The organism is Gracilibacillus sp. D59, assembly GCF_052246695.1.
Taxonomy (GTDB): domain Bacteria; phylum Bacillota; class Bacilli; order Bacillales; family Amphibacillaceae; genus Gracilibacillus.
This window is the reverse complement of sequence record NZ_JBQQCK010000005.1, coordinates 267,744-289,670: the sequence shown is the minus strand read 5'-3', so window position 1 is coordinate 289,670 and position 21,927 is coordinate 267,744. Positions and strand designations below refer to the sequence as shown.

The window sequence follows — 21,927 nt, the reverse complement described above, 5'->3', positions numbered from 1 at the left end:
TTAAAATGGAAGAAATCGCTCTTAACAAAGAAACTGAAAGAGATCCTCATCAAGAAAATCTTAAATTTGGCTGGGGTGGGATAGTCGGATTTTTCTTATCTTACCTTGGTTTTGTACTTGTATTAGGTTTCATAGTAGGAATAGGGGCTGTCAGGGCTTGATGGAAGAATGGAAGGGGATTACACAAATTTATTGATGCAAAGTCATTACACGTTAATCCTTGATGCTGTGGGAATATTGATTGCAATTTTATTATTTAAAAAGGTAAGATACTTTCTTAAATCAGCATTTTCTTTGAAACCATTAAAGAAAGGAAAAACATATTTATTTCTTTTACTAGCATTCATTTTCAATTATTTGATTCAATTTCTCTTTCTCGATGTGTTTAAATTGGAAGAAGGGGGGGAAGCCAAATAGAAACTTTTGGGTTAGAAGGCTTGTCAGACCATTGGTTTAATCTTTTATTGTTCTACATTGCCTTTACATTATTAACACCGATTAAAGAAGAAATTATGTTTAGAGGATTAGTATAGATGTTAAATATCATTTTTTACTTGGTTTTATTGTCTCGTCCTTGATTTTCGGTGCATTACATCCTGGACATATATTATCTGCAACAATTATGGGGATGATTTTTGTTGTGTTATACCGTCTTACAAAATCATTACTAGTGCCAATGATGCTTCATATTATTTGGAACTTATATGCAATCACAGGAATGTTAGCATTCTTAGATATTATATAAGAATAAGGAAAAGTTGAGTTGGTTCAGGGCTATACTCTCCATTTAACATTACTTAATTTGTAAAAGATACATAATTCACCATTCATAAGCCATCCTAGAAAATGAGTAGAAAGGACGTATTTATCCTTAGTTGCTACAGTGAAAGGATGTTACCTTATGGAATTTGATTGGATTTGGAAAGCTATATTAATCATTGTAATTGGAACACTACTCCTTCGTGTAGCTGGCAGAAAGTCGATATCACAAATGTCATTAGCACAAACAGTCCTGATGATAGGGATTGGTTCGTTACTTATTCAGCCGGTATCTGGTAAGAATATATGGGTAACATTTGGAGTCGGTGCCATTTTGATTCTTACATTGATTGCAATGGAGTATTTTCAACTTAAATTTGATAAATTTGAAAGTTTCATTACAGGAAAATCAACGATATTAATTGAACAAGGACAACTTATTGAGAAAAATTTAAAGAAACATCGAATATCTGTAGATTTATTGGAAATGTTATTACGTCAACAAAATGTAGCTAAAATCAGTGATGTTGAATGGGCAACAATAGAACCGAATGGACGGTTAGGTTTTATGTTAAAATCTGATGCCCAGCCAATGACAAAAGGTGATTTTCAACAAGTTAATAATCAATTAAAGCAACTTCAAACGGCCATAAATGCTTTGCAAAAGAATAATGAAAATTATACACCAAATTCAACAGAACAAGGTGATATATTTCAGGAGGTGGCGAAGAAGAAACATCCAACTCCTCCACCAAAACATTTAGAATAAAAAGATTATTGTAGGACCAACCTGTATCAATTGGTGGTCCTACGCAAATTTTAATCATCATATAAAATAGACTTGATATCATTTTCATCTAAATAATCTTCATATTTCTCATGTGCTTCATTGACGCCAATATATTTTCCATCCATTCCAGCTAATAAAAATCCTTCCAGTTCTTCAACACTTCCGACTTGTTCTTCAGAATTGTAGTACATATCATCATAGTCTTTTTCTGTGTCATAAAAGTCAGAAGGACCATCGGAAGAACCATATTGTTCAACGCTTTGCCAAGCGTCTTCACCATCAAACATCGTATGATCGTCACCTTCTAATTCTTGTTCATCGATATTTGAGTGAAGAATGTCTTCTTCTATTGGTCGTTGTTTATCTATAGCATGTTCAGCGTGTGTTATACATCGAGTAGTGGTGGGCATTACCATGATACGTTCAGCAGGTATCTCTTTATGACAGATCTCACATTTTCCATAGGTTCCTTTTTCGATTGCTTGTAATGCCTGTTCGATATCCTTTAATTCTTTTTCCTCGTGCTCATTGAGGGCAATGTCTTTTTCTCGTTCAAATAATTCTGAGCCTGTATCAGCTGGATGGTTATCGTAATTGGATAATTCTGAAACGGATTCTTTATTGAGAGCTTGTTCTAAGCCGAAATGATCTTTTAGATGCTGTTTTATTATTATTTGTCGCTCTAATAATTCTTGTTTGCATTGTTGTAAGTCAATGGGATGTAGCAAATTTCACACCTCCTTATACCTGTTAGTATGTCCGAAACTTGCTATCCCACTAAAGATGATTTTGGAAAATTAAATGGATAAAGGAAAGGAGAGAGGAGAGTATATAAAATGTAGTCACAAAAAAGCTGACTTCCTTATAGTAAGGAAATCAGCGATCATTTTAACCATGTGCTTCTTCAAATTCGGAAATTTTATCAGCATGTGTTAAGGTAACTGCGATTTCATCCCAACCGTTTAAAAGCATTTCTCTTTTGTAATTATCTAAATCAAAAGAAGCTTCAAAACCTTGATTGTCAAACACTTTTTTTGTTTCAAGGTCAACGGTTAGATGGTATTGATCACCTTCTGCATTTTTAATTAATGTCTGGACTTCTTCGTTGGTTAATTTTACAGGAAGAATACCATTTTTCGTACAATTATTATAAAAAATATCAGCATAGCTTGGAGCAATAATTACTCTAAATCCATAATCTTGTAACGCCCATGGAGCGTGTTCTCGTGAAGACCCGCAACCGAAGTTTTCACCAGCTACTAAGATAGATGTTCCTTCATATTTCGGCTGATTTAAAGAGAAATCTTCACGTAATTCACCTTTTGAATCAAAACGCCAGTTATAGAAAACGAATTGTCCAAAGCCTTGGCGGGATATTCTTTTTAAAAATTGCTTAGGAATAATTTGATCTGTATCAACATTTGCTCTATTTAAAGGGTAGACAAGCCCTTCATGCTTACGTATTGGTTCCATTTTCTTGTAACCCCCTTTATAATTTTAGCTTGGTGTTGGGACACCTAAATGACGTACATCTACAAAATGGCCTTTAATTGCGGCGGCTGCAGCCATTTCCGGACTCACTAAGTGTGTACGAGCTCCAGTTCCTTGACGACCTTCAAAGTTACGGTTAGAAGTAGAAGCACATCGTTCTCCTTCTGGTACCACGTCATCGTTCATTGCTAGACACATACTGCAACCAGCATCACGCCATTCAAATCCAGCATCTTTAAAGATGACATCAAGGCCTTCTTTTTCTGCCTGGGTTTTGACACTGTGAGAACCAGGTACAACAATAGCAGTAACATTAGGATTAACTTGATATCCTTTGACAATTTCAGATGCTCTGCGTAAGTCTGCAAGGCGAGAGTTGGTACAAGATCCGATGAACACATGCTCAATTTCTACAGAAGAGATAGGTTCGCCACCTTTAAGTCCCATGTATTCTAAGGCGCGCTTAATTTCCTCGCGGTCACTATCATTATTCGCATCTTCAACAGTTGGTACATCTGCACTAACTGGAATACACATACCAGGGTTTGTTCCCCAGGTAACCTGTGGTTCAATTTCGTTTGCATCGATTTCGACTTGTTCATCATACACAGCGCCTTGATCTGTCGCTAGTGCTTTCCATTCCTTTGCAAGCTCATCAAATGCTTCGCCCTCAGGCACATGACGTTTTCCACGTAAAAATTCAACTGTTGTCTCATCTGGACTGATTAAACCTGCCCGAGCACCTGCTTCGATTGACATGTTACATACCGTCATACGACCTTCCATTGATAAGTCTTGGATTGCTTCTCCTGTATATTCGATAACATATCCAGTACCGAATTTCACACCGAATTTTCCGATAATTGCTAAGATTAAGTCTTTAGCGGTTACTCCTGTACCTAATTTGCCGTTGACTTTTACATTCAGAGTCTTAGGTTTTTGTTGCCAGATTGTTTGAGTAGCTAATACGTGTTCCACCTCGCTAGTACCAATACCGAATGCTAATGCACCGAAAGCCCCGTGAGTAGAGGTGTGGCTGTCACCACAAACAATGGTTTTACCTGGTTGTGTTAAACCTAATTCTGGTCCGATTACGTGTACGATACCTTGATCTGGATGATGGATATCTGCCAAAGGTACTCCAAACTCATCACAGTTTGTTTTTAATGTCTCCATTTGTGTTTTGGATACTTCATCTTTGATTACATTACGGTGGATCGTAGGTACATTGTGATCCATAGTTGCAAAGGTACGATCTGGACGACGTACTTTTCTATTATTAATTCTAAGTCCTTCAAATGCTTGAGGGGAAGTAACCTCATGAACTAAATGTAAGTCAATATATAAAAGATCCGGTTTTCCTTCTTCATGATGAACGACGTGCTTATCCCAAATCTTCTCAACGATTGTCTTTGGTTTTCTCATCTGTTTCACTCCTTACGTTAATAATGATTTTGCAAATCAACTTAAAACGGCGTTGCTCATATTGTAAGAGCTGAAAGATATATACTTTATGGATATTTATCCATTTACTGAAAAGTAGTGGTTCATTTAGAAAAAGATCGGCGTTTATCTATTTGGAATAGGTACGCCGAAGTTTTCCGTCTTATTATTGGATTGCGTCAACGATTAATTGTGTCATTTCGGTTGTGTTGACTAGTTTTCCGTTGTCATTATTTAAATCTGCGGTGTGATAGTTTTGATTTACTACTTCTTCTACTGCATCTTCTATTGCTTGTGCTTCTTCATTCATATCAAAAGAATAACGGAGCATCATAGCAGCAGAGAGGATCATTGCAATTGGATTGGCAATACCTTTACCAGCGATATCTGGTGCAGAGCCATGTGCAGGTTCATATAAACCAACACCATCTTCTGCAAGGCTGGCAGAAGGGAGCATCCCGAGTGATCCAGTTAGAACAGAAGCTTCATCACTTAAAATATCACCAAACATATTCTCTGTAACAATGACATCAAATTGTGTTGGGTTTGTAATTAGTTTCATTGCCGCAGCATCGACTAACACATGATCGACAGTGACATTTGGATATTCTGCCTTTTTCTCTTCAACTATTTCTCTCCATAGTTTACTAGATTCTAATACGTTTGCTTTATCTACGGAAGTGAGGTGTTTATTGCGTAACTCCGCACTTTGAAAGGCTTTATCGATAATACGTTCCATCTCTTTTCTTGTGTAGGATAATGTATCAACAACAGCATTTCCATTATCAAGGCGTTCACTTGGTTGGCCAAAGTATAGACCACCTGTCAGTTCGCGGACAATTAATAAATCACTGCCTTGTATAATATCTCCCTTTAATGGAGATGCATGCAATAGTTTCTTAAAGCCTTTAACGGGACGAAGGTTCGCATATAAATCAAGTGCTTTGCGAATGCCTAGTAAACCACGTTCAGGTCTTAAGTCAGAAGGATTATTATCCCACTTAGGACCACCGACAGCGCCTAATAAAACAGCATCTGCATTTTTACAAGCTTCAACCGTTTCATCGGGAAGGGGGGTACCATGATTATCAATGGCAACTCCACCGATGTCGTATGAAGAAAATTCAAAAGGTTTGTTATATTTTTTGGTGATTGCTTCTAGGACGTCTTTGGCAGCATAGATAACTTCTGCTCCAATTCCATCACCCGGAAGCAGTACAATTTTACCTGTCAATTCATTGACCTCCTACATACCGACTTATATTGCTTTTTTTTGATAAATAGCTCGGTTTACACCGTTTAGATATGCCTGAACAGCCGCTTCTAATACATCTTGTGCGGAACCGCGTCCACTTACTGTCTTTCCATCGACGGTTAAGCTGACATGAACTTCTGCAAGTGCATCACGTCCTTGACCGATTGAATTTAGTTGAAAATCAGTAAGGTGTGTTTCTTCCGAAATAATTTGATCTAATGTATTATAAAGTGCTTCAACACTTCCTGATCCTGTACTTGTATCTTCTACTTTTTCATTAGTAGGAGTAGTCAGTGATACCGTTGCACTAGGCTGATCATTGGATCCATATTGTACTTGGAAGTTTTCCAGTTTATAACGTTTCACATTCGAAGTATCTGTTTGAATGTCGGTAAGGATCGCAAATAAATCATCATCCGTGACTTCTTTTTTTCGGTCAGTTAATAATTTAAATGCTTTAAATGCTTCTTTTACCTTACCTTCTGGTAGGTCATAGCCGAGCTGTTTAATTTTATCTGTAAAAGCATGACGACCAGAATGCTTACCTAATACAAGGTTGTTAGAATGAACACCAACTAATTCTGGTGTTATAATTTCATATGTTTGAGCATTCTTTAATACACCATCTTGATGGATACCCGATTCATGTGCAAAAGCATTACGACCAACAACAGCCTTGTTTCCAGGCACCGTCATACCAGTGAATTTACTTACCATGTCACTAGTGCGTTTAATTTCATTTAAAACTAAATTAGTATAATAAGGATAATAATCATTGCGAATTTTCAATGCTACGGCAAATTCTTCTAAAGATGCATTTCCTGCACGTTCTCCTATACCGTTAATCGTACCTTCGACTTGAGTAGCACCATTTTCCACTGCGGCAACAGAGTTAGCTAAAGCCATTCCTAAGTCATCATGACAGTGACAGGAAAGATCGACTTTATCAATATTCGGTACATTTTCTTTAATATATTTAAACATAGCACCATATTCTCGCGGCATCGTGTAGCCAACTGTATCAGGTAGGTTAATAACGGTTGCTCCAGCATCAATTACTTTCTCAATAATTTTTGCCAGGAAATTTAAGTCTGTGCGAGAGGCATCTTCTGCAGACCATTCGACATGATCAAAAAATTGCTTACCGTATTCGACCATCTCAACAGCTGTTTCTATAACTTCTTCGGGAGTTTTCTTTAATTTATATTCCATATGAATAGGGGAGGTAGCGATAAAAACGTGAAGCCTGGGATCAGCTGCATTTTTTAAAGCATCACGACATGCATCGATATCGGATTTAACTGCACGAGCTAGACCGGCTACGGATACGTTCTTCACCGTTTCAGCGATTTTTTTCACTGCTTCAAAATCACCTTTGGAGGAAGCAGGAAATCCTGCTTCCATTATATCTACCCCAAAGCGTTCTAATTGTTTAGCAAGCTCTAATTTTTCTAGTTGATTTAGATTGACACCAGGCGATTGTTCCCCATCACGTAGTGTCGTATCAAAAATCTTAATTTGAGTCATTAGAGACCACTTCCTTTTTATTAATTGCCTTTTGCTTAACAAATGGCATTAATTCACGCAGTTCTCTACCTACCTTTTCAATTTGGTGTTCACTTTCTGCTTTCTTAATAGCTGCATAACGAGGACGGTTAGCTTGATTTTCCAGAATCCATCCTTGTGCAAATTTACCTGTTTGGATATCGGATAGTACATCTTTCATACGTGCTTTTGTATCTTCGTCAACAATGCGTGGACCTGACATGAAGTCACCCCATTCAGCCGTATCAGAAATAGAGTGGCGCATGTTCTCTAGTCCACCTTCATATAACAAGTCAACGATGAGTTTTAATTCGTGTAAACACTCGAAATAAGCAACTTCAGGTTGATATCCGGCTTCTACAAGTGTTTCAAAACCTGCTTTGACAAGAGCAGAAGTACCACCGCAAAGTACAGCTTGCTCACCGAAAAGATCTGTTTCTGTTTCTTCTTGGAAACTAGTTTCAAGGATACCAGCACGGCCAGCACCGATCCCTTTCGCATAAGCAAGGGCAACATCTGTTGCTTGACCTGTTGCATCTTGGAAAATACCGTAAAGCGCAGGTACACCAGCACCTTCTTCATAAGTTCTGCGTACTAAGTGACCAGGTCCTTTAGGTGCTACAAGGAATACATCTACATCTGTTGGAGGTACGATTTGATTAAAGTGAATATTAAATCCATGAGCGAATACAAGAGCATTTCCAGCTTCTAAGTTTGGTTCAATTGCATCTTTATAAATGGATGGCTGATATTCATCAGGAAGAAGGATCATAATGACATCTGCTTCTTTAGATGCTTCTGCTACAGATTTTACATCTACACCATCTTCTACAGCTTTATCCCAAGATCGACCTTTACGAAGACCTACTACTACATCAAAACCACTTTCTTTCAGGTTTAATGCATGTGCATGCCCTTGAGAACCATAACCGATAATTGCGATTTTTTTAGATTGTAATACCTCTTCGTTAATATTGTTGTTGTAAAGTACTTTAGTCATAAAAAACTACATCCTCTCAAATAATTTTTTTTATAATAATGTTATTATTATTAGCCTAATAGTGATTGAAAACTGCCATCTGTATTTGGTTGCTGTCCACGAACAAAAGCAGTTAAGCCTGTACGCGCTAATTCTTTAATGCCATAAGGTCTGAGCAGATCAATTAATGCTTCGACCTTATCGGGTTTACCAGTAACTTGGATAGATAAGCTATCTTTACTTACATCGATAATCGTTGCACGAAACGGTTCAATTATCCCTTGAATCTCAGCACGTAATTGGCTGTTGCTTACAATCTTAATCAGTGCAAGCTCTCGTGCGACAATAGCTTTATCCGTAATATCAGAAACTTTTATAACATCTATTTGTTTATTTAGCTGTTTGGTCACTTGTTCTAGCTTTTGTGAATCTTCGACATCAACAACAAAGGTCATTTTACTCATACCTTCTGTTTCTGTTCTGCCGACAGAAATACTTTCGATGTTGAATTGACGCCGTTGTAAGAGACTTGTTATGCGGTTTAATACACCACTGCGATTTCTAACCGTTGCGGTTATAATTCGTTTCATGGTTTCACCCCAATCATTTCATTTAATCCTGTACCAGGTGCTATCATTGGGAATACATTTTCTTGCTGTAAAACGCGAGCATCTACTACTACTGGACCTTCATAATCAAAGATTTCAGGTATTGCTTTCATAAACTCATCTTGTGTTTTTACTTGTATTCCCTTAACGTTGTAGGATTCTGCTAATTTAACAAAATCCGGCTGTATACTAAAGATTGATTGTGAATAACGCTCTGCATAGAATTTTTCCTGCCATTGTCTAACCATTCCCAATGCTTGATTGTTTACAATAATTACTTTAACAGGCAAGCCTTTTTCTTGTAGGATTGATAATTCCTGAAGCGTCATTTGAAAACCACCATCACCAACGATTGCAACAACTGTTTCATCTGGCTTAGCAAGTTGTGCACCTATTGCGGAAGGGAAACCGAATCCCATTGTTCCCAATCCACCTGATGAAACCCATTTGTCAGGTTTTGTGAAGGTATAATATTGTGCTGTCCACATTTGATGCTGACCAACATCCGTTGTTACAATAGCATTTCCTTTGGTTGCTTCATGAACTTTTTTAATAACCCATTGCCCGATCATTTCTTGATCTGGGTTGTTGAACCATAATGGATAATTTTCTTTATTTTCATGAATACGAACAAGCCATTCATCATGCTCTGGTTGTTTGATATCATGCGATAGTAGCTTCTTTAATGCTGCCTTGGCATCTCCAACAATTGGTATATCAGTTGCAACATTTTTGCCGATTTCTGCTGGATCAATATCGATGTGAGCTACTGTTGCATTCGGTGCAAAGGATGTTAATTTACCAGTTAAACGGTCATCAAACCTAGCTCCAATATTGATTAGTAAGTCACATTCATACAAAGCAGTGTTGGATGAATATGTTCCGTGCATGCCTGCCATTCCCATAAATAAAGGATGATCACCAGGGAATGCTCCTAAACCTAGCAGAGTAGAGGCTACAGGTATGGAGTATCGTTCAGCAAACTCTTGTACTTCCTCGGAAGCTTTTGCAAATAAGATACCTGCGCCAGTTAATAGAACTGGTTTTTTTGCTTTCCCGATTGCTTCAGCAAGCTTTTTGGTTTGCAAAGGGTTTGGTTTGGTTGTTGGTTGATATCCTGGTAAATCTAATTCCACATTTGGTTTGAATTCTGCTTCGATCACTTCTCCAGAAATGTCCTTTGGCATATCAATTAATACTGGACCAGGACGTCCTGTTGTCGCGATATGAAACGCCTCTTTGACGATTCTAGGCAAATCTTTAACATCGCGAACTTGATAGTTATGCTTTGTAATTGGTGTAGTAACACCCATCACATCTACTTCTTGAAATGCATCTGTTCCAATCACACCTTGTGCAACTTGACCTGTAATGATAATCATCGGCAAGGAATCAATCATTGCATCAGCAATTCCAGTCACTAAGTTTGTCGCACCTGGTCCTGATGTTGCCACGACAACGCCAGGCTTTCCAGAAATTCTTGCATAACCTTCTGCAGCATGAATAGATCCTTGTTCGTGTCGAGCCAGGATTTGATCGAAAGAATCCTGAGCTTTATAAAGAGCATCAAAAATAGGTAAAGCAGCTCCACCGGGGTATCCAAATAATGTATCTACACCTTCGTTGATTAACGATTCGACAAGTAGATCAGCACCTGTTTTTGGCTCATTGTATTCTGTAGCTGAATGTACTTGTTTTTGTGTTCTTTCCATTATAATCCCTCCTAAATGTTAAAATGTGAAAACTCAAATATTATATAATAATTTCATTTTCTTTATATATAGAAAAAAGGCCATTTCTAACTTGTTCTTGCTAATCAAATAGCAAATAACAAGGGAGAAAAGGCCTTTCTTTTCACGGTACCACCCTGATTCGCAATATTCTCTCAAATATTGCCTTGTGAAGCTATAATATTTCGATAGCTTCATTTTGGTAACAGGTGATAGACACCTGGCTATGCTTACTAAGAAACTCTGTTCAACATAGCACTCGGGGATGAGTATTCGGAGTAGGGTGTACTACCGAGCTTCCACCATCCTCGGCTCTCTTTTAATACATGATCCTAATCCTTTGTTCCCGTCAACGTTTTATATATTGTCTTCTATAATTTATACTATACGATTGATTCTATACTGTCCACAGATATTTTTAAAAAATGATTATTTTCAGAAATATCTGATTGACGACAATAATACAACCAAAAAGCCTTTTGGTCAACCGTTTTTTAATAATTTTCTGACATTTCTTCTGAGGTTAAATAACCGTAAGCGATTACAATGTTGTTGTTATCTCGTTTTAAACTGAAAATATTTTTTTGTATTTTACAGGTTGCTAGCTAGTTATATATAATAGAATTATTAGAATGGGGAGAGAGTAATGACACAGTTATGTATTTTACCATGTGGAAAAAAGAAAATATGGGATAAAATCCCTGGAGCAGGTCCAACAAAAGCAAAAAATACTTACATAGGCGTATTGCATCGTTTATGTCGCCAATATGTAGAAATGTATTTCGATAATTGGGTTATTATCTCTGGAAAGCACGGATTATTGTTACCAGATGATATTGTATCTGAAAATTATGATGTCACTTTTCGCCCAAATGACCCCAATGTAATAACTGTTGAGGTGTTACGTAATCAAGTAAGTGACAAGAAATTGGATCTTTTTGATGATATTGTTGTATTGACAGGGAAAAAATATCAACCGATTCTTAATAAGACATTTCATGACGTATATAGCTTACAATATCCCTTACTAGGAACAAAAGGGATTGGTGAAATGCAAGCACTCTTAAAGAATAGCATTGATAACAAAAAACCTTTACATATAGAAAGAAAGGAGTCCTAAAATGAAAGCATACGTAATTCAAAACGGGACATACCAATTAGTAGATATGCCTGAACAACTGCCGAAAGGACGTCAAGTTTTAATACATTTAAAAACTGCAGGGTTAAATCACCGGGATTTAAAAATTAAAGATCGAGTAGGAAATAAAGCAGACCCATATATTCTTGGGTCGGATGGTGCTGGTGTGATCGAAAAAATAGGGGATGAAGCTTCTCGCTTTGAATTAGGGGAGGAAGTGATTATTAACCCTAGTTTAAATTGGTATGACAATACAGCAGCACCACCAGAAGATTTTGAGATAGTTGGTGTACCATTTAATGGTACATTTGCTGAGAAAATACTCATTTCGGAAGACTTTGTTGAAAGAAAGCCAACCCACTTGAGCAGAGAGGAAGCAGGGGTGTTTGCCTTATCTGCCCTTACAGGTTACCGTGCATTATTTACTCAAGGAAAAATAAAAGAAGGGGAAACTTTATTTATTCCTGGAGTAGGAGGGGGAGTAACATCCTTTATCATTCAAATGGCTAAAGCTATTGGCGCAAGGGTTATTACTACTTCAAGAAATTATGATAAATTGAAACAAGCGGAAGAATTGGGATATGATCGTGGAATCGTAACCGATGAAGATTGGAAGATTGCATTAGCAGATGAACAAGTAGATCTCGTAATTGAAAGTATAGGTGGTGCTACATTTAATAGGTCATTAGAAGTACTAAAAAAAGGTGGCAGAATAGTTACCTTTGGATCATCTACCAACGATGAGTTTACTTTTAATTTACGTGCGTTTTTCTATGGTCAATATAAATTAATTGGCTCGACAATGGGGAGTAGGGAAGAGTTACATGAATTAATTCCATTCATTGAAAAACACAATATTAAACCTCTTCTAGACACAGGTTATCCATTGGATAATATTGAAAAAGCCTTTTCTCACCTAGAGTCACAAAAACAGGTAGGGAAAATATATATTCATATTTAAAAAGCAATGTTGAGCACAAAAAACAAACAATACGAAGTTGTACTTTTTGATTTGCTTTCTTCCGTTCTTTCTTTTGAGAGTGTTATGTCACACTTCAGCTGAGACGAGCTGTCTTAGAGGAGTCTCTGGATCCTGCCTAGTGTTTTGATTAGTGATAGAGCAGATCTTATAGAACTAAATACATTGGCTTTCTTATCAATTTTTTGGAAAGCCATTCTAAGCTGAGGAGAAAATGTGAAACTCCTTTGGGACCAGCGCGAGCTGAAAATCCCACAGGAAAGCGATTTTTGCGCATCTCGAGTAAGCTGAAGCAGTTTTTTCCGTAGCGATGAATTAGCACTCAACTTCAGAAGAATGGAAGAAAGCTACACTAAACAGAATGTTCACTAGTTAGCGTTGTATCATTTTCGCATCTAATAAATTGGCAGGGATGGGTTATTCTCATTTTTATCCTTTAGCTTTGAAGAATATAGCACCGATCATGCCGAATATTATTGCAGCAGATATCCCTGAACTCGTTACCTCAAACATCCCTGTAACAACACCTATCAGCCCGTGTTTTTCTGCTTCTTCTAGTGCACCATGAACAAGAGAATTACCAAAGCTTGTTATTGGAACGGTAGCACCAGCACCAGCGAAGTCAATTAATGGCTCGTATAATCCAAATCCATCCAAAATAGCACCGGCAACAACCAATGTACTTAATGTATGACCAGGAGTGAGTTTTGCTATATCTAATAGCAGTTGACCTACTACACAAATAAGACCACCTACAATAAAGGACCATAAAAAAACCATACTAGATCACCTCTTTATTAAACATTTTCAATAGATACTGCGTGTGCAATACATGGAATTGTTTGTTTTTGTTGGACAGTGAGTGGGGATAATAATGCCCCTGTAGCAACAACCAAAATTCGGTTGCATTCCCCTTGAGAGAGCTTATTTATAAAATGACCGTACGTAACAATTGCAGAACATGCAGGTCCACTGGCACCTGCGAATATAGGCTGGTCAGGCTTATAAATTGTTAATCCACAATCGATAAATTGCTCGTCAGTGATCTGATAATTATTTTGATGGAGTAAATCTAAACACATTTCCCTGCCAAATTTCGCAAGATCGCCTGTAATGATGTAATCATAATAATCTGGTCTAAGATTGCGATCTTTTAAATGTCTGGTTATCGTATCATAAGCAGCGGGGGCCATAGCACCACCCATGTTAAAAGGATCTTCTAGACCTCTGTCTACAACTTTACCAATCGTAGCTGATGTTACTTTTGGCCCCGCCCCATTCTGTGAAAGTATCGCAATACCTGCTCCTGTCACCGTCCACTGAGCAGTGTCAGGCTTTTGACTGCCATACTCGTTTGGATAACGGAATTGTCTTTCAACTGCTGAATTATGACTTGCAGCACCTGTCATTACATAATCAGCTTTCATTTGGTTGATAATTAATGCTGACATAGCTAATCCTTCCATTGAGGTTGCACAGGCATTAAAAACACCTAAATAGGGAATTGCTAAATTTCGTGCTGCAAAGTTAGATGGCGTTAATTGATTAATAAGATCTCCATGTAGGAAAAACTGAATGTCATTGGTTTCCAAATTTGCTTTTTCAATAGCATAATGACAAGCATCTTCGATCATATGTTGATGTGCTATTTCAAACGATTTTTCATCCATCCATTGATCCGTATAAAAATAATCAAAGTCATTCGGAATATTGCCTTTTTCTTCAAAAGGTCCTCCTACAACTCCTGTCGAAATAATGGATGGAGGGGTATCAAATACCCATGTTTGTTTACCTGTCATCATTATGCGCCACTCCAATAAGAGAAAATAGTTTTAATGAAAGCTACAATAAAAGCAGAAAAAACACCAAATAAAATGACGGATCCAGCTAGTTTAAACATATTTCCACCAACACCTTGCACAAATCCTTCTGTACGATGTTCTATCGCAGCAGAAATCACTGCATTACCAAAACCTGTAACTGGAACAGCTGTACCTGCCCCTGCAAATTGAGCAATACGATCATAAACCCCAAATCCAGTAAGTAACATGGTAATGAAAATTAAAGTGGCAACTGTCGGATTGCCAACAGTTTGCTCGGTGAAATCAAAAAAATACATATAAATGGTTGAAATAACTTGGCCAATGACACAAATTAGTCCACCAATTAAAAATGCTTTTAAACAATTTTTTAGTAATGGTCGTTTAGGTTCTTGTGTTTTTTCATAATCTTTATAGTTTGCTTGGTGATCTTTCATTGCTTTTCCTCCGTTATGTTTGTTCTTTCGAAAGTTTTTTCAGTTCTTTTAATTTTTTTAATACTTGATCTTTTGATAACTGTTGATTTTCCAGCTTAGTTAATTCTATATAAAATTTTTGATCAGAAGTAACTTGTATATCTTTAATCTTAGTCAGTGTCTCTAAGTCTTTTTTTACTCTCTTTTCTATTTTTTGTTCAACTGCTTGCTTAAGCGGTGTTGCATTAAAAGCAACAAATAATTGATCATCAATATGAATTGCTTTGTAAGATGCAATATCATTAGTCTGGTCGTCCAAATATGATTGTGCTATGCTCGGAATAGAATTTTCTTCATGTGCGTTTGGTGTTTCTGAATTTAACATGACAATATCAGACGTATCCTCTTGATGGGTAGAGGAATTGTTCTGATTGTTACACGAAACAAGTATTAAAATACACATGACAATGAGTATATGTAGGACTTTCATCTTTTCTTCCTCCTTGAATGGAATAGCCTTATACATATTTTGTAGAATTTTGAAAAAAGTATACATTTAAATAAGTCAAAAATGAAACCAAACTATTAGGGAGTTCGTCTATATAAATATAGAGAAAAAATAGCGAGGAGGAGTGGCATGTGTGGAAAAGAAACACCATTGTCATAGCTATAATCGCTTGTATTGGGACATTCCTACTGTTTATTATTAAGGATTTCCAGAAAACATCTTTAGTTGAAACAGTCAAGATTGAAGAACAATATGAGGATTTTATCGTACATATACGGATCGAAGGAATAAACGATGGTTTTCAAGTATTGCGATCTGTTCAGTATATTGGGGAAGAAAATATTATGATCCAGCACAGAACACCATTAACACAAATTACAGTCAACGTAGATAATGCAACTTTTACCGGAAGTCCAATATCAAAACAGATGAAACCGGGCTTTCACTATCATCCACAAGAACCATTGACTTTTGCTAATCTGGAAAAAGGGGATCATAAGCTGTTCGTCCATACCCAGTTCTTCATAAATGGGGAGAGGATTGATATTAAAACAGAAAAAACGATTTCTTTTCAATAAATAGGATGCTGATACTGATCAGGAAGCCAAAAATGAGGAGGGGACAAAAGTGATTTGATAAAAATAAAGACCGAACGATTTTGCAAATTCTACACTTAGAAATTGTTATCATTAGGTTTTTAATTGCGTAATAGGTACAGTGGTAATTTTGACATGTATCAAATGCTTAACAACCACTACGGCTTGCCTACTTCCACTTCTGTGGGAATGTTTTCTCTGAAGATCCACTTTTCCGAGCGGCCTTTGCTTGGAAAAGTTAGCTGAAGATAAAACCCCACGGAAAGGGAAGCGGGCAGCTGGAGCGGATGTTTAGCTATTCAAACCATGTCAAAATCGGCACCAGAGTTACTGCACATTATTTGATCATAATTCTCATATGGATTTGCTTTCTTCCATTCTTTCTTGATGGAGTGTTAAGGTGCCACTGCTTCGGCAGATTACTGCGCTTTTACCTTTACCAAAACGCTATTCTACGCGGTGGAAAAATGCGACACACTCCAAGGGGGAGGTATATCTTAACGTATTTAGTTAAAGTATTAGAAACAGATAATGGAAGGTGAAATGTAATTAATTAATCTTCCTCAAATAATTGCTCTTGTTGTGTCGTAATAGTCATTTCCTGTACCGTATTATCAGGGGATTGTTGATATTCGATATTAATCGTTTCTTCATCGAGCCAAGTTGCCGTTTGAATCCGTATTTCCTCTGGTGGAGGTGGCTCAAATTTAATTGTAGTCCAGTCTTCAAGATTGAATACTTTCCATGAATCTGTTTTATAGTTATCTATAATGAATAATAACTTCGATTGATCAGGAGAGGGGATCATTTCCTTCAAATGAATTAAATCATCTACAAGAAAAGAGCGATTAGGCTCGTTTCTGTCTAGTAAAAGATAAGAACAAGTATTTTGAGAACAATTAAAAGATAGCAAGTACAGTCTGTTGAGATCAAGTTTTTCAAGCTTCATATTTGATATTGCTTTTTTTCTATTGTTCACTGTGCTGAGATATGCACCGAGTATGGTAATATTCTTTGTATTCAACGTTATGATTTCATCTTCTAATACAAATTCTACATCTAGGTTTTCTTTCTCTTGTGGTGTTTCTTGCACTACTTCCTGATCTAATAAATCATCTATCGGTTGCTTGGTCTCTTCTTTGACGATCATCTGTTCTTCATCTTGGTTGCTACATGCGAACAGTAGTATGAGTGAAACAATAAATATTTTCTTCAATACATCACCCCTTCCATCTTTATGTGGATTGTTGCAATTTTAGTATTTTCAATTGGTCATTTTCGTACCCAACAACTAACACATACTTCCGCGCATTTTTGATTTCCTTATATTTCTCATTTCTAACCGTTATTTCGACATTTATTTCCATTTGTACTTCATCATTTTGTGTAGCTACAATTTTTTTATCTTGAACTGTTAAATCTATGAGAGATTGAAATGATTGACGGAAGTCTGTATAACTTTTGCTGTTTTGATATTGACTTCCCATCAAAGAATAGGCGTTTACATAATCTCTTAATGTAATGTTATCAAAAAAGTATTTGGCTATATATAGAGCTTCTTCTTTAAGTTTTTCTTCATTAATTTGCTGTTTTGTGGGTGACAAATAAGTTAATTCCTCTTCATTCACATTTTCCGTCCATTCTGAAACAATTTCCGTTACTTGGGTAATAGGGATACTGAATCCAATGTCTGTGTCAGAAATTCCAGCAGAATTAATCCCAACTACTTTACCACTATTTCTTGAAATAAGGGGGCCACCGCTATTCCCATGTGTGATGTTAGCTGAGATTTGATAAACTTCATCATATTGGTAATCATTAATAGAAAATGATCGATCAGTTCCAACAATCAATCCAAGAGATACACTATTCTGAATCCCCATTGGGCTACCGACAGCAATAATCTCATCACCAATATCTACTTGTTTCTCTGTTTCAAGAGCTATCGGCTCTAATTGATTTAGCTCTGGGACACGAATTACTGCAAAATCTTGATTCTCTCCAATTCCAACAATTGCCGCCGGATATTCTCTAGCATTTGTTAATTTCACAACGATGGTGTCTGCATCTTCGATCACATGTGCGTTTGTAATGATATCACCTTTATTATTTATCAAAAAGCCTGAACCTGTTTTTGTACTTAAATCATTCGTGCTTTCAATTTGGACAACTGCTTTTTGTGCTTGATGAATAATATTTTTTAAATTAATTTCATTTTCACTAGCAATATTTGTAGCGATCGTATTATTTATTTCTAATGGCTGATTACTCCTACTAAAAAAAACACTAACTGCAGCAACGATTGCTATTAATAGTATGATTACAGTTAAAAATATTGGAATATATTTTCTTTTCTTATACATGATAATCCCCCGCAGTTTATTCTAAGTACCAAGTAATTTCCTCTACTTTTGGCTTTAATCTCTCATATTCAGTATCAACATCGAAATGAGTAAATTCAAAATTACCTACTTCATCAGGATATAATGTCTCTGGAAATACATAGACATCATTTTCTAATACTGTATTATCCTCTTTATCCTTGACTGAATAACTGACTAAAATAGAGTGTATAGGGACGGTAGCTACACTTTTTAGTTGCCCGGTAATAATCCAATCACCTTTTTCTTCCTTTAATTGAATATCTATTAATTCAATGGCATGGCTCTCATTTAATTCTTGTTCATCCTCGAATGCAGAAAGTGCTTGTTCAATTCGTTGCTCCTGAGCAGACTCGAAGGCCGTCTTTTCTTTGTTGACGGTTGTTTTCAAGCTTTCTAATTGTTCAGAGCTTTCCACTACTTTCAGCGTATCTTCAATTACACGTATTGCTTGAGAGAATTGGAAATCTTCTAATAAAGCTGTTGCCTCTTGATAAGTCATGGATACTAACTTTTGCTGTACTTCTTGTTGTAATTTAGCTGCCTGATCATGTGTAATATCTTCTATTTCCCATATTAAAGCCTTTAATTCGTCTGTAGTTGGATTATTATTTAATTTATATGTTGCTTGTTTTAATAAAATTTGGTTTTTTACAGCTATGTTTTGCTCCATTATTTGGTCGGTTAAGTCACCGGTGAACTTCTGTATATCATCCTCAGATTGCCTTATTATATTAAAGGCTTCCGTAAATTTATTTTCCTCCATTAATTTAGTAATCTGATCAAAGTTTTGTTCAATTTCAGTAGCAACATTTAAAAAGGCTAAAACTTCTTCTGCAGCAGGGAAATTTTCTTTATATTCTAGTGCTTGTTCGAGTAAAGCTTTTGCTTGATCATAATCTCCAATTAGAGCCATCTCAGTTGCTTCATCATAGTAAGATAAAGCTTTATTAGATTGATAGTTTGTAAAAAAATATGCCGAACCCACAACGGAACAAGCGATTATTAATGATAAAGCAGGGAGGAACCACCATTTTTTTGACGGTTTCACTGGTAATATTCTTTTCTTTATATCTTCTGGTAATTTTTTTCCGCAAGAAACACAGAATGTTTCAATATCTTGAACTTGACCACCACAATTGGGACAAAAGGACAAAGTAATACCTCACCTTCTAGTTTAACTAAGTAGGATAAGATTATTATAGCATGAATACATGAATTTCTTTATATGATTGTACGAGAAAAAAGTAAAATATTCTTTATTAAAATCAGAAAATTAGGTATAATAAAATAAGAAGAATCAAGAAAATGAGGTGTAGAACGTGGATGTTTTTGGTATATTATGTGTTGTGATTTTAATTGGCTGTATAGGCTTTAGTATTTTTGATCGTGTTAAATAAATGCAGGAATAAAAAACCTCAATAGGGTATGACTCTATTGAGGTTTTGTTTTAGCTAGTTTTTTTAATTCACTGATTAGAGTAGACTTATAATCTTCACTTACATCTAGTGAAGCTCCGTATTGATAAAAATCACCATAATCTTTACACCAGACGATACGTCCATTCACTTGTAAAATTAATTCAAATATTTTATATTTAATACATATATTTGAATTTAAATCCAATTTTTCAAAACTATTAAATTTCATTCCTTTGGGACTAATATCTATTAAAGTAATAGATTGAGAATTACAGTCATTATATATTAATTCACCTGAAACAGTATGATGGAATGTATATCGAAATGCTTCATTTCGTTTATATTGCATGGCAAAAATTCATCCTCACTAAAACAATTATTAAATAATACGATATCATATTTTATGAAAAAACATGTCGAATTTTCGCAAGCTATAAAGAATAATATTTTGTTATTTAAAAGAATTGTCTATTTTTGCGGTTTGCTTTACAATAAAACATTTTTTTGGGATAATCAATAGCGTTTACCAAATGCACACTTTTAGACAAATCTATATTAGGGGGTAACTCGGTAAATGTCACTATATCCAATAAAGTTAATAAGTAAGATTGAGGAATTACGAAAAGAAATGACCGACGTTGCTCTCAAAAAAGGTATTACCAGCAAAGAATCTCTCCATATTAGTCAAGAGTTGGATGAGCTATTAAATGATTATGAGCATTACAAACAAAAACAAAATAAAGAAAACTAAGTAACTATGCATAATGATAGTTTTAAAGCCTAATAAACCCGTTATGATTATAATTTGAAACGGGTTTATTAGACTTTTATTTGCTAATTTAGACTTTTGAGATTATTGGTTCAATACGATCCAAGCCTTCTTTTAGCGTATCTATATCGTAAGCATAAGATAAACGTAAGTAACCTTCTCCGAATTGAGAAAATGCGCTACCTGGTACTAACGCTACTTTAGCTTCTTCCACTAATTGTAGTGCAACTGAGAAAGAATCTTTATTTAAATGACTTATATCAACAAAAAAATAGAATCCTCCGTCAGGTAAGTAAGTGTTAATTTGCATTCCTTTTAGCCTTTCGAATACATAATCTCTACGTTCTTGGTAAACTTTTTTCATTTTTATTGGATCATCTTGACCGTTTTTAATAGCTTCTATTGCCCCATGTTGACTAATGGAAGAAGCACAAGATACATTATATTGATGGACTTTCAGTATATGTTTGGCTAACCACTCAGAAGTAAGAATATAACCAATTCTGAAACCAGTCATAGAATGTGACTTGGAAACACCATTAATGATGATTAGCTTATCGCGAATTTCCTGAAAACGCCCAATTGAATAGTGACTTTTATCATAAACTAATTCACTATATATTTCATCTGCAATCAAAAAGATATTATGCTTTTCAACAACTGATGCAATTTCTGTTAATTCTTCCTTTGTGAGTGTCACCCCTGTTGGGTTAGAAGGGTAAGGAATAATAATAGCTTTTGTATTAGGTGTTATGGACTGCTCGATCAAATCAGCTGTTAATTTGAAATTTGTTTGACAAGTATCAATAAATGACGGTGTCCCTCCCGCTAATTTTACTAATGGTTCATAACCAGGATAAACAGGACCAGGTAAGAGTACTTCATCACCTTTCATTAAAATAGTTCTTAATGTAATATCAATGGCTTGTGACGCACCAACTGTAACAATAATTTCATTGTTGGGATCATACTCTAGTTGATAGTTTGTTTTTATAAATGAAGCTATCGCCTTTCTTAAAGACAGAATACCTGCATTATGTGTATACGTTGTTTGATTGTGATCTATTGCTTCCTTTGTTTTTTCCTTAACGTGGGAAGGGGTAGGAAAATCCGGTTGGCCAATTGTTAATGATAGGATATCTGGTTTATTTCCTACCATATTAAAGAATTGCCTAATTCCAGAAATTTCAATTTTTTTAACTTGCTCATTTATGAATGACTCCAAAATGTATGCCTCCTTCATTTCCTCTTATAACTAGTACAAAAATTGGAAATAATAGTACTAATCATAAAAAGCTA

24 protein-coding genes are annotated in these 21,927 nt (G+C 35.8%); 7 read left to right on the top strand and 17 right to left on the bottom strand.

Annotated features, from left to right (window positions below; genetic code table 11):
- Positions 1 to 5 precede the first annotated feature (5 nt).
- The 3 genes from ACTWP4_RS11440 (at position 6) to ACTWP4_RS11430 (ending at position 1,528) form a co-directional block, all read left to right on the top strand.
- Positions 6 to 161 carry a hypothetical protein gene (locus ACTWP4_RS11440; protein WP_443128892.1) on the top strand — a complete coding sequence of 52 codons (156 nt, stop codon included), beginning with the start codon at positions 6 to 8 and terminating at the stop codon, positions 159 to 161.
- 413 nt (positions 162 to 574) lie between these two features.
- Complete coding sequence (locus tag ACTWP4_RS11435) at positions 575 to 745, top strand: CPBP family glutamic-type intramembrane protease (RefSeq protein ID WP_443128891.1); 171 nt, start codon at positions 575 to 577, stop codon at positions 743 to 745.
- Positions 746 to 901: 156 nt separating this feature from the next.
- Positions 902 to 1,528: a DUF421 domain-containing protein gene (locus ACTWP4_RS11430; protein WP_443128890.1), complete on the top strand. Its 627-nt coding sequence runs from the start codon at positions 902 to 904 to the stop codon at positions 1,526 to 1,528.
- A 50-nt stretch (positions 1,529 to 1,578) separates the two neighbouring features.
- Here the strand turns inward: ACTWP4_RS11430 and ACTWP4_RS11425 are convergent, their stop codons facing one another.
- From ACTWP4_RS11425 to ilvB, 8 genes are all read right to left on the bottom strand, one after another.
- Positions 1,579 to 2,277, bottom strand: a complete 699-nt coding sequence (locus ACTWP4_RS11425; protein WP_443128889.1) for a TraR/DksA C4-type zinc finger protein — start codon at positions 2,275 to 2,277, stop codon at positions 1,579 to 1,581.
- A 160-nt stretch (positions 2,278 to 2,437) separates the two neighbouring features.
- Positions 2,438 to 3,022: a 3-isopropylmalate dehydratase small subunit gene (gene leuD, locus ACTWP4_RS11420; protein ID WP_443128888.1), complete on the bottom strand. Its 585-nt coding sequence runs from the start codon at positions 3,020 to 3,022 to the stop codon at positions 2,438 to 2,440.
- Between the two features lie 24 nt (positions 3,023 to 3,046).
- On the bottom strand, positions 3,047 to 4,465 hold the full coding sequence (gene leuC, locus ACTWP4_RS11415) for a 3-isopropylmalate dehydratase large subunit (RefSeq protein ID WP_443128887.1): 1,419 nt from the start codon (positions 4,463 to 4,465) through the stop codon (positions 3,047 to 3,049).
- A gap of 184 nt (positions 4,466 to 4,649) precedes the next feature.
- On the bottom strand, positions 4,650 to 5,717 hold the full coding sequence (gene leuB / locus ACTWP4_RS11410) for a 3-isopropylmalate dehydrogenase (protein WP_443128886.1): 1,068 nt from the start codon (positions 5,715 to 5,717) through the stop codon (positions 4,650 to 4,652).
- Positions 5,718 to 5,741: 24 nt separating this feature from the next.
- Positions 5,742 to 7,265: a 2-isopropylmalate synthase gene (locus ACTWP4_RS11405; RefSeq protein ID WP_443128885.1), complete on the bottom strand. Its 1,524-nt coding sequence runs from the start codon at positions 7,263 to 7,265 to the stop codon at positions 5,742 to 5,744.
- A complete protein-coding gene (ilvC, locus tag ACTWP4_RS11400; RefSeq protein ID WP_443128884.1) occupies positions 7,252 to 8,283 on the bottom strand; it encodes a ketol-acid reductoisomerase in 1,032 nt (343 codons plus the stop codon). The genes ACTWP4_RS11405 and ilvC overlap by 14 nt, the downstream gene beginning before the upstream one ends.
- A gap of 50 nt (positions 8,284 to 8,333) precedes the next feature.
- Entirely contained in the window at positions 8,334 to 8,852 is a 519-nt protein-coding gene (ilvN, locus tag ACTWP4_RS11395; protein WP_443128883.1) for an acetolactate synthase small subunit, read from the bottom strand.
- A complete protein-coding gene (gene ilvB / locus ACTWP4_RS11390; RefSeq protein WP_443128882.1) occupies positions 8,849 to 10,582 on the bottom strand; it encodes a biosynthetic-type acetolactate synthase large subunit in 1,734 nt (577 codons plus the stop codon). Before ilvB ends, ilvN begins: the two co-directional genes overlap by 4 nt.
- A 664-nt stretch (positions 10,583 to 11,246) precedes the next feature.
- Here ilvB and ACTWP4_RS11385 point away from each other — a divergent pair.
- Positions 11,247 to 11,720: a DUF6884 domain-containing protein gene (locus ACTWP4_RS11385; protein ID WP_443128881.1), complete on the top strand. Its 474-nt coding sequence runs from the start codon at positions 11,247 to 11,249 to the stop codon at positions 11,718 to 11,720.
- A 1-nt stretch (position 11,721) separates the two neighbouring features.
- On the top strand, positions 11,722 to 12,699 hold the full coding sequence (locus ACTWP4_RS11380) for a zinc-binding dehydrogenase (RefSeq protein ID WP_443128880.1): 978 nt from the start codon (positions 11,722 to 11,724) through the stop codon (positions 12,697 to 12,699).
- A 447-nt stretch (positions 12,700 to 13,146) separates the two neighbouring features.
- On the opposite strand, the gene spoVAE is transcribed toward ACTWP4_RS11380, so the two are convergent.
- Genes spoVAE through ACTWP4_RS11360 form a run of 4 tightly spaced genes read right to left on the bottom strand, consistent with a single transcriptional unit; the run spans position 13,147 to position 15,443 of the window.
- Positions 13,147 to 13,497, bottom strand: a complete 351-nt coding sequence (gene spoVAE / locus ACTWP4_RS11375) for a stage V sporulation protein AE (protein WP_443128879.1) — start codon at positions 13,495 to 13,497, stop codon at positions 13,147 to 13,149.
- A 17-nt stretch (positions 13,498 to 13,514) separates the two neighbouring features.
- Positions 13,515 to 14,519: a stage V sporulation protein AD gene (gene spoVAD / locus ACTWP4_RS11370; RefSeq protein WP_443128878.1), complete on the bottom strand. Its 1,005-nt coding sequence runs from the start codon at positions 14,517 to 14,519 to the stop codon at positions 13,515 to 13,517.
- Positions 14,519 to 14,974, bottom strand: coding sequence for a stage V sporulation protein AC (gene spoVAC, locus ACTWP4_RS11365; RefSeq protein ID WP_443128877.1), 456 nt, complete (start codon positions 14,972 to 14,974; stop codon positions 14,519 to 14,521). The genes spoVAD and spoVAC overlap by 1 nt, the downstream gene beginning before the upstream one ends.
- Before the next feature lie 13 nt (positions 14,975 to 14,987).
- Positions 14,988 to 15,443: a hypothetical protein gene (locus ACTWP4_RS11360; RefSeq protein WP_443128876.1), complete on the bottom strand. Its 456-nt coding sequence runs from the start codon at positions 15,441 to 15,443 to the stop codon at positions 14,988 to 14,990.
- Between the two features lie 149 nt (positions 15,444 to 15,592).
- Here ACTWP4_RS11360 and ACTWP4_RS11355 point away from each other — a divergent pair, with 149 nt between their 5' ends.
- Positions 15,593 to 16,039, top strand: coding sequence for a hypothetical protein (locus ACTWP4_RS11355; RefSeq protein ID WP_443128875.1), 447 nt, complete (start codon positions 15,593 to 15,595; stop codon positions 16,037 to 16,039).
- Positions 16,040 to 16,610: 571 nt separating this feature from the next.
- Here the strand turns inward: ACTWP4_RS11355 and ACTWP4_RS11350 are convergent.
- The 4 genes from ACTWP4_RS11350 to ACTWP4_RS11335 form a co-directional block, all read right to left on the bottom strand.
- Positions 16,611 to 17,273 carry a hypothetical protein gene (locus tag ACTWP4_RS11350; protein WP_443128874.1) on the bottom strand — a complete coding sequence of 221 codons (663 nt, stop codon included), beginning with the start codon at positions 17,271 to 17,273 and terminating at the stop codon, positions 16,611 to 16,613.
- 19 nt (positions 17,274 to 17,292) lie between these two features.
- Positions 17,293 to 18,420, bottom strand: a complete 1,128-nt coding sequence (locus tag ACTWP4_RS11345; RefSeq protein WP_443128873.1) for a S1C family serine protease — start codon at positions 18,418 to 18,420, stop codon at positions 17,293 to 17,295.
- Positions 18,421 to 18,436: 16 nt separating this feature from the next.
- Positions 18,437 to 19,594: a hypothetical protein gene (locus ACTWP4_RS11340; RefSeq protein WP_443128872.1), complete on the bottom strand. Its 1,158-nt coding sequence runs from the start codon at positions 19,592 to 19,594 to the stop codon at positions 18,437 to 18,439.
- Between the two features lie 278 nt (positions 19,595 to 19,872).
- Complete coding sequence (locus ACTWP4_RS11335) at positions 19,873 to 20,208, bottom strand: PilZ domain-containing protein (protein WP_443128871.1); 336 nt, start codon at positions 20,206 to 20,208, stop codon at positions 19,873 to 19,875.
- 225 nt (positions 20,209 to 20,433) lie between these two features.
- On the opposite strand from ACTWP4_RS11335, the gene ACTWP4_RS11330 reads away from it, so the two are divergent.
- Positions 20,434 to 20,610 (top strand): Spo0E family sporulation regulatory protein-aspartic acid phosphatase, encoded by a 177-nt coding sequence (locus tag ACTWP4_RS11330; RefSeq protein WP_443128870.1) that lies wholly within the window; start codon positions 20,434 to 20,436, stop codon positions 20,608 to 20,610.
- An 88-nt stretch (positions 20,611 to 20,698) separates the two neighbouring features.
- On the opposite strand, the gene ACTWP4_RS11325 is transcribed toward ACTWP4_RS11330, so the two are convergent.
- Entirely contained in the window at positions 20,699 to 21,853 is a 1,155-nt protein-coding gene (locus ACTWP4_RS11325; protein ID WP_443128869.1) for an aminotransferase A, read from the bottom strand.
- Positions 21,854 to 21,927: the final 74 nt, after the last annotated feature.

Coding starts and splice junctions, on each gene's coding strand:
- ACTWP4_RS11440 (WP_443128892.1), top strand. CDS start 6: ATGGAAGAAATCGCTCTTAACAAAGAAACTGAAAGAGATCCTCATCAA.
- ACTWP4_RS11430 (WP_443128890.1), top strand. CDS start 902: ATGGAATTTGATTGGATTTGGAAAGCTATATTAATCATTGTAATTGGA.
- leuD (WP_443128888.1), bottom strand. CDS start 3,022: ATGGAACCAATACGTAAGCATGAAGGGCTTGTCTACCCTTTAAATAGA.
- leuC (WP_443128887.1), bottom strand. CDS start 4,465: ATGAGAAAACCAAAGACAATCGTTGAGAAGATTTGGGATAAGCACGTC.
- ACTWP4_RS11405 (WP_443128885.1), bottom strand. CDS start 7,265: ATGACTCAAATTAAGATTTTTGATACGACACTACGTGATGGGGAACAA.
- ilvC (WP_443128884.1), bottom strand. CDS start 8,283: ATGACTAAAGTACTTTACAACAACAATATTAACGAAGAGGTATTACAA.
- ilvN (WP_443128883.1), bottom strand. CDS start 8,852: ATGAAACGAATTATAACCGCAACGGTTAGAAATCGCAGTGGTGTATTA.
- ilvB (WP_443128882.1), bottom strand. CDS start 10,582: ATGGAAAGAACACAAAAACAAGTACATTCAGCTACAGAATACAATGAG.
- ACTWP4_RS11385 (WP_443128881.1), top strand. CDS start 11,247: ATGACACAGTTATGTATTTTACCATGTGGAAAAAAGAAAATATGGGAT.
- ACTWP4_RS11380 (WP_443128880.1), top strand. CDS start 11,722: ATGAAAGCATACGTAATTCAAAACGGGACATACCAATTAGTAGATATG.
- spoVAE (WP_443128879.1), bottom strand. CDS start 13,497: ATGGTTTTTTTATGGTCCTTTATTGTAGGTGGTCTTATTTGTGTAGTA.
- spoVAD (WP_443128878.1), bottom strand. CDS start 14,519: ATGATGACAGGTAAACAAACATGGGTATTTGATACCCCTCCATCCATT.
- spoVAC (WP_443128877.1), bottom strand. CDS start 14,974: ATGAAAGATCACCAAGCAAACTATAAAGATTATGAAAAAACACAAGAA.
- ACTWP4_RS11360 (WP_443128876.1), bottom strand. CDS start 15,443: ATGAAAGTCCTACATATACTCATTGTCATGTGTATTTTAATACTTGTT.
- ACTWP4_RS11345 (WP_443128873.1), bottom strand. CDS start 18,420: ATGTATAAGAAAAGAAAATATATTCCAATATTTTTAACTGTAATCATA.
- ACTWP4_RS11335 (WP_443128871.1), bottom strand. CDS start 20,208: ATGCAATATAAACGAAATGAAGCATTTCGATATACATTCCATCATACT.
- ACTWP4_RS11330 (WP_443128870.1), top strand. CDS start 20,434: ATGTCACTATATCCAATAAAGTTAATAAGTAAGATTGAGGAATTACGA.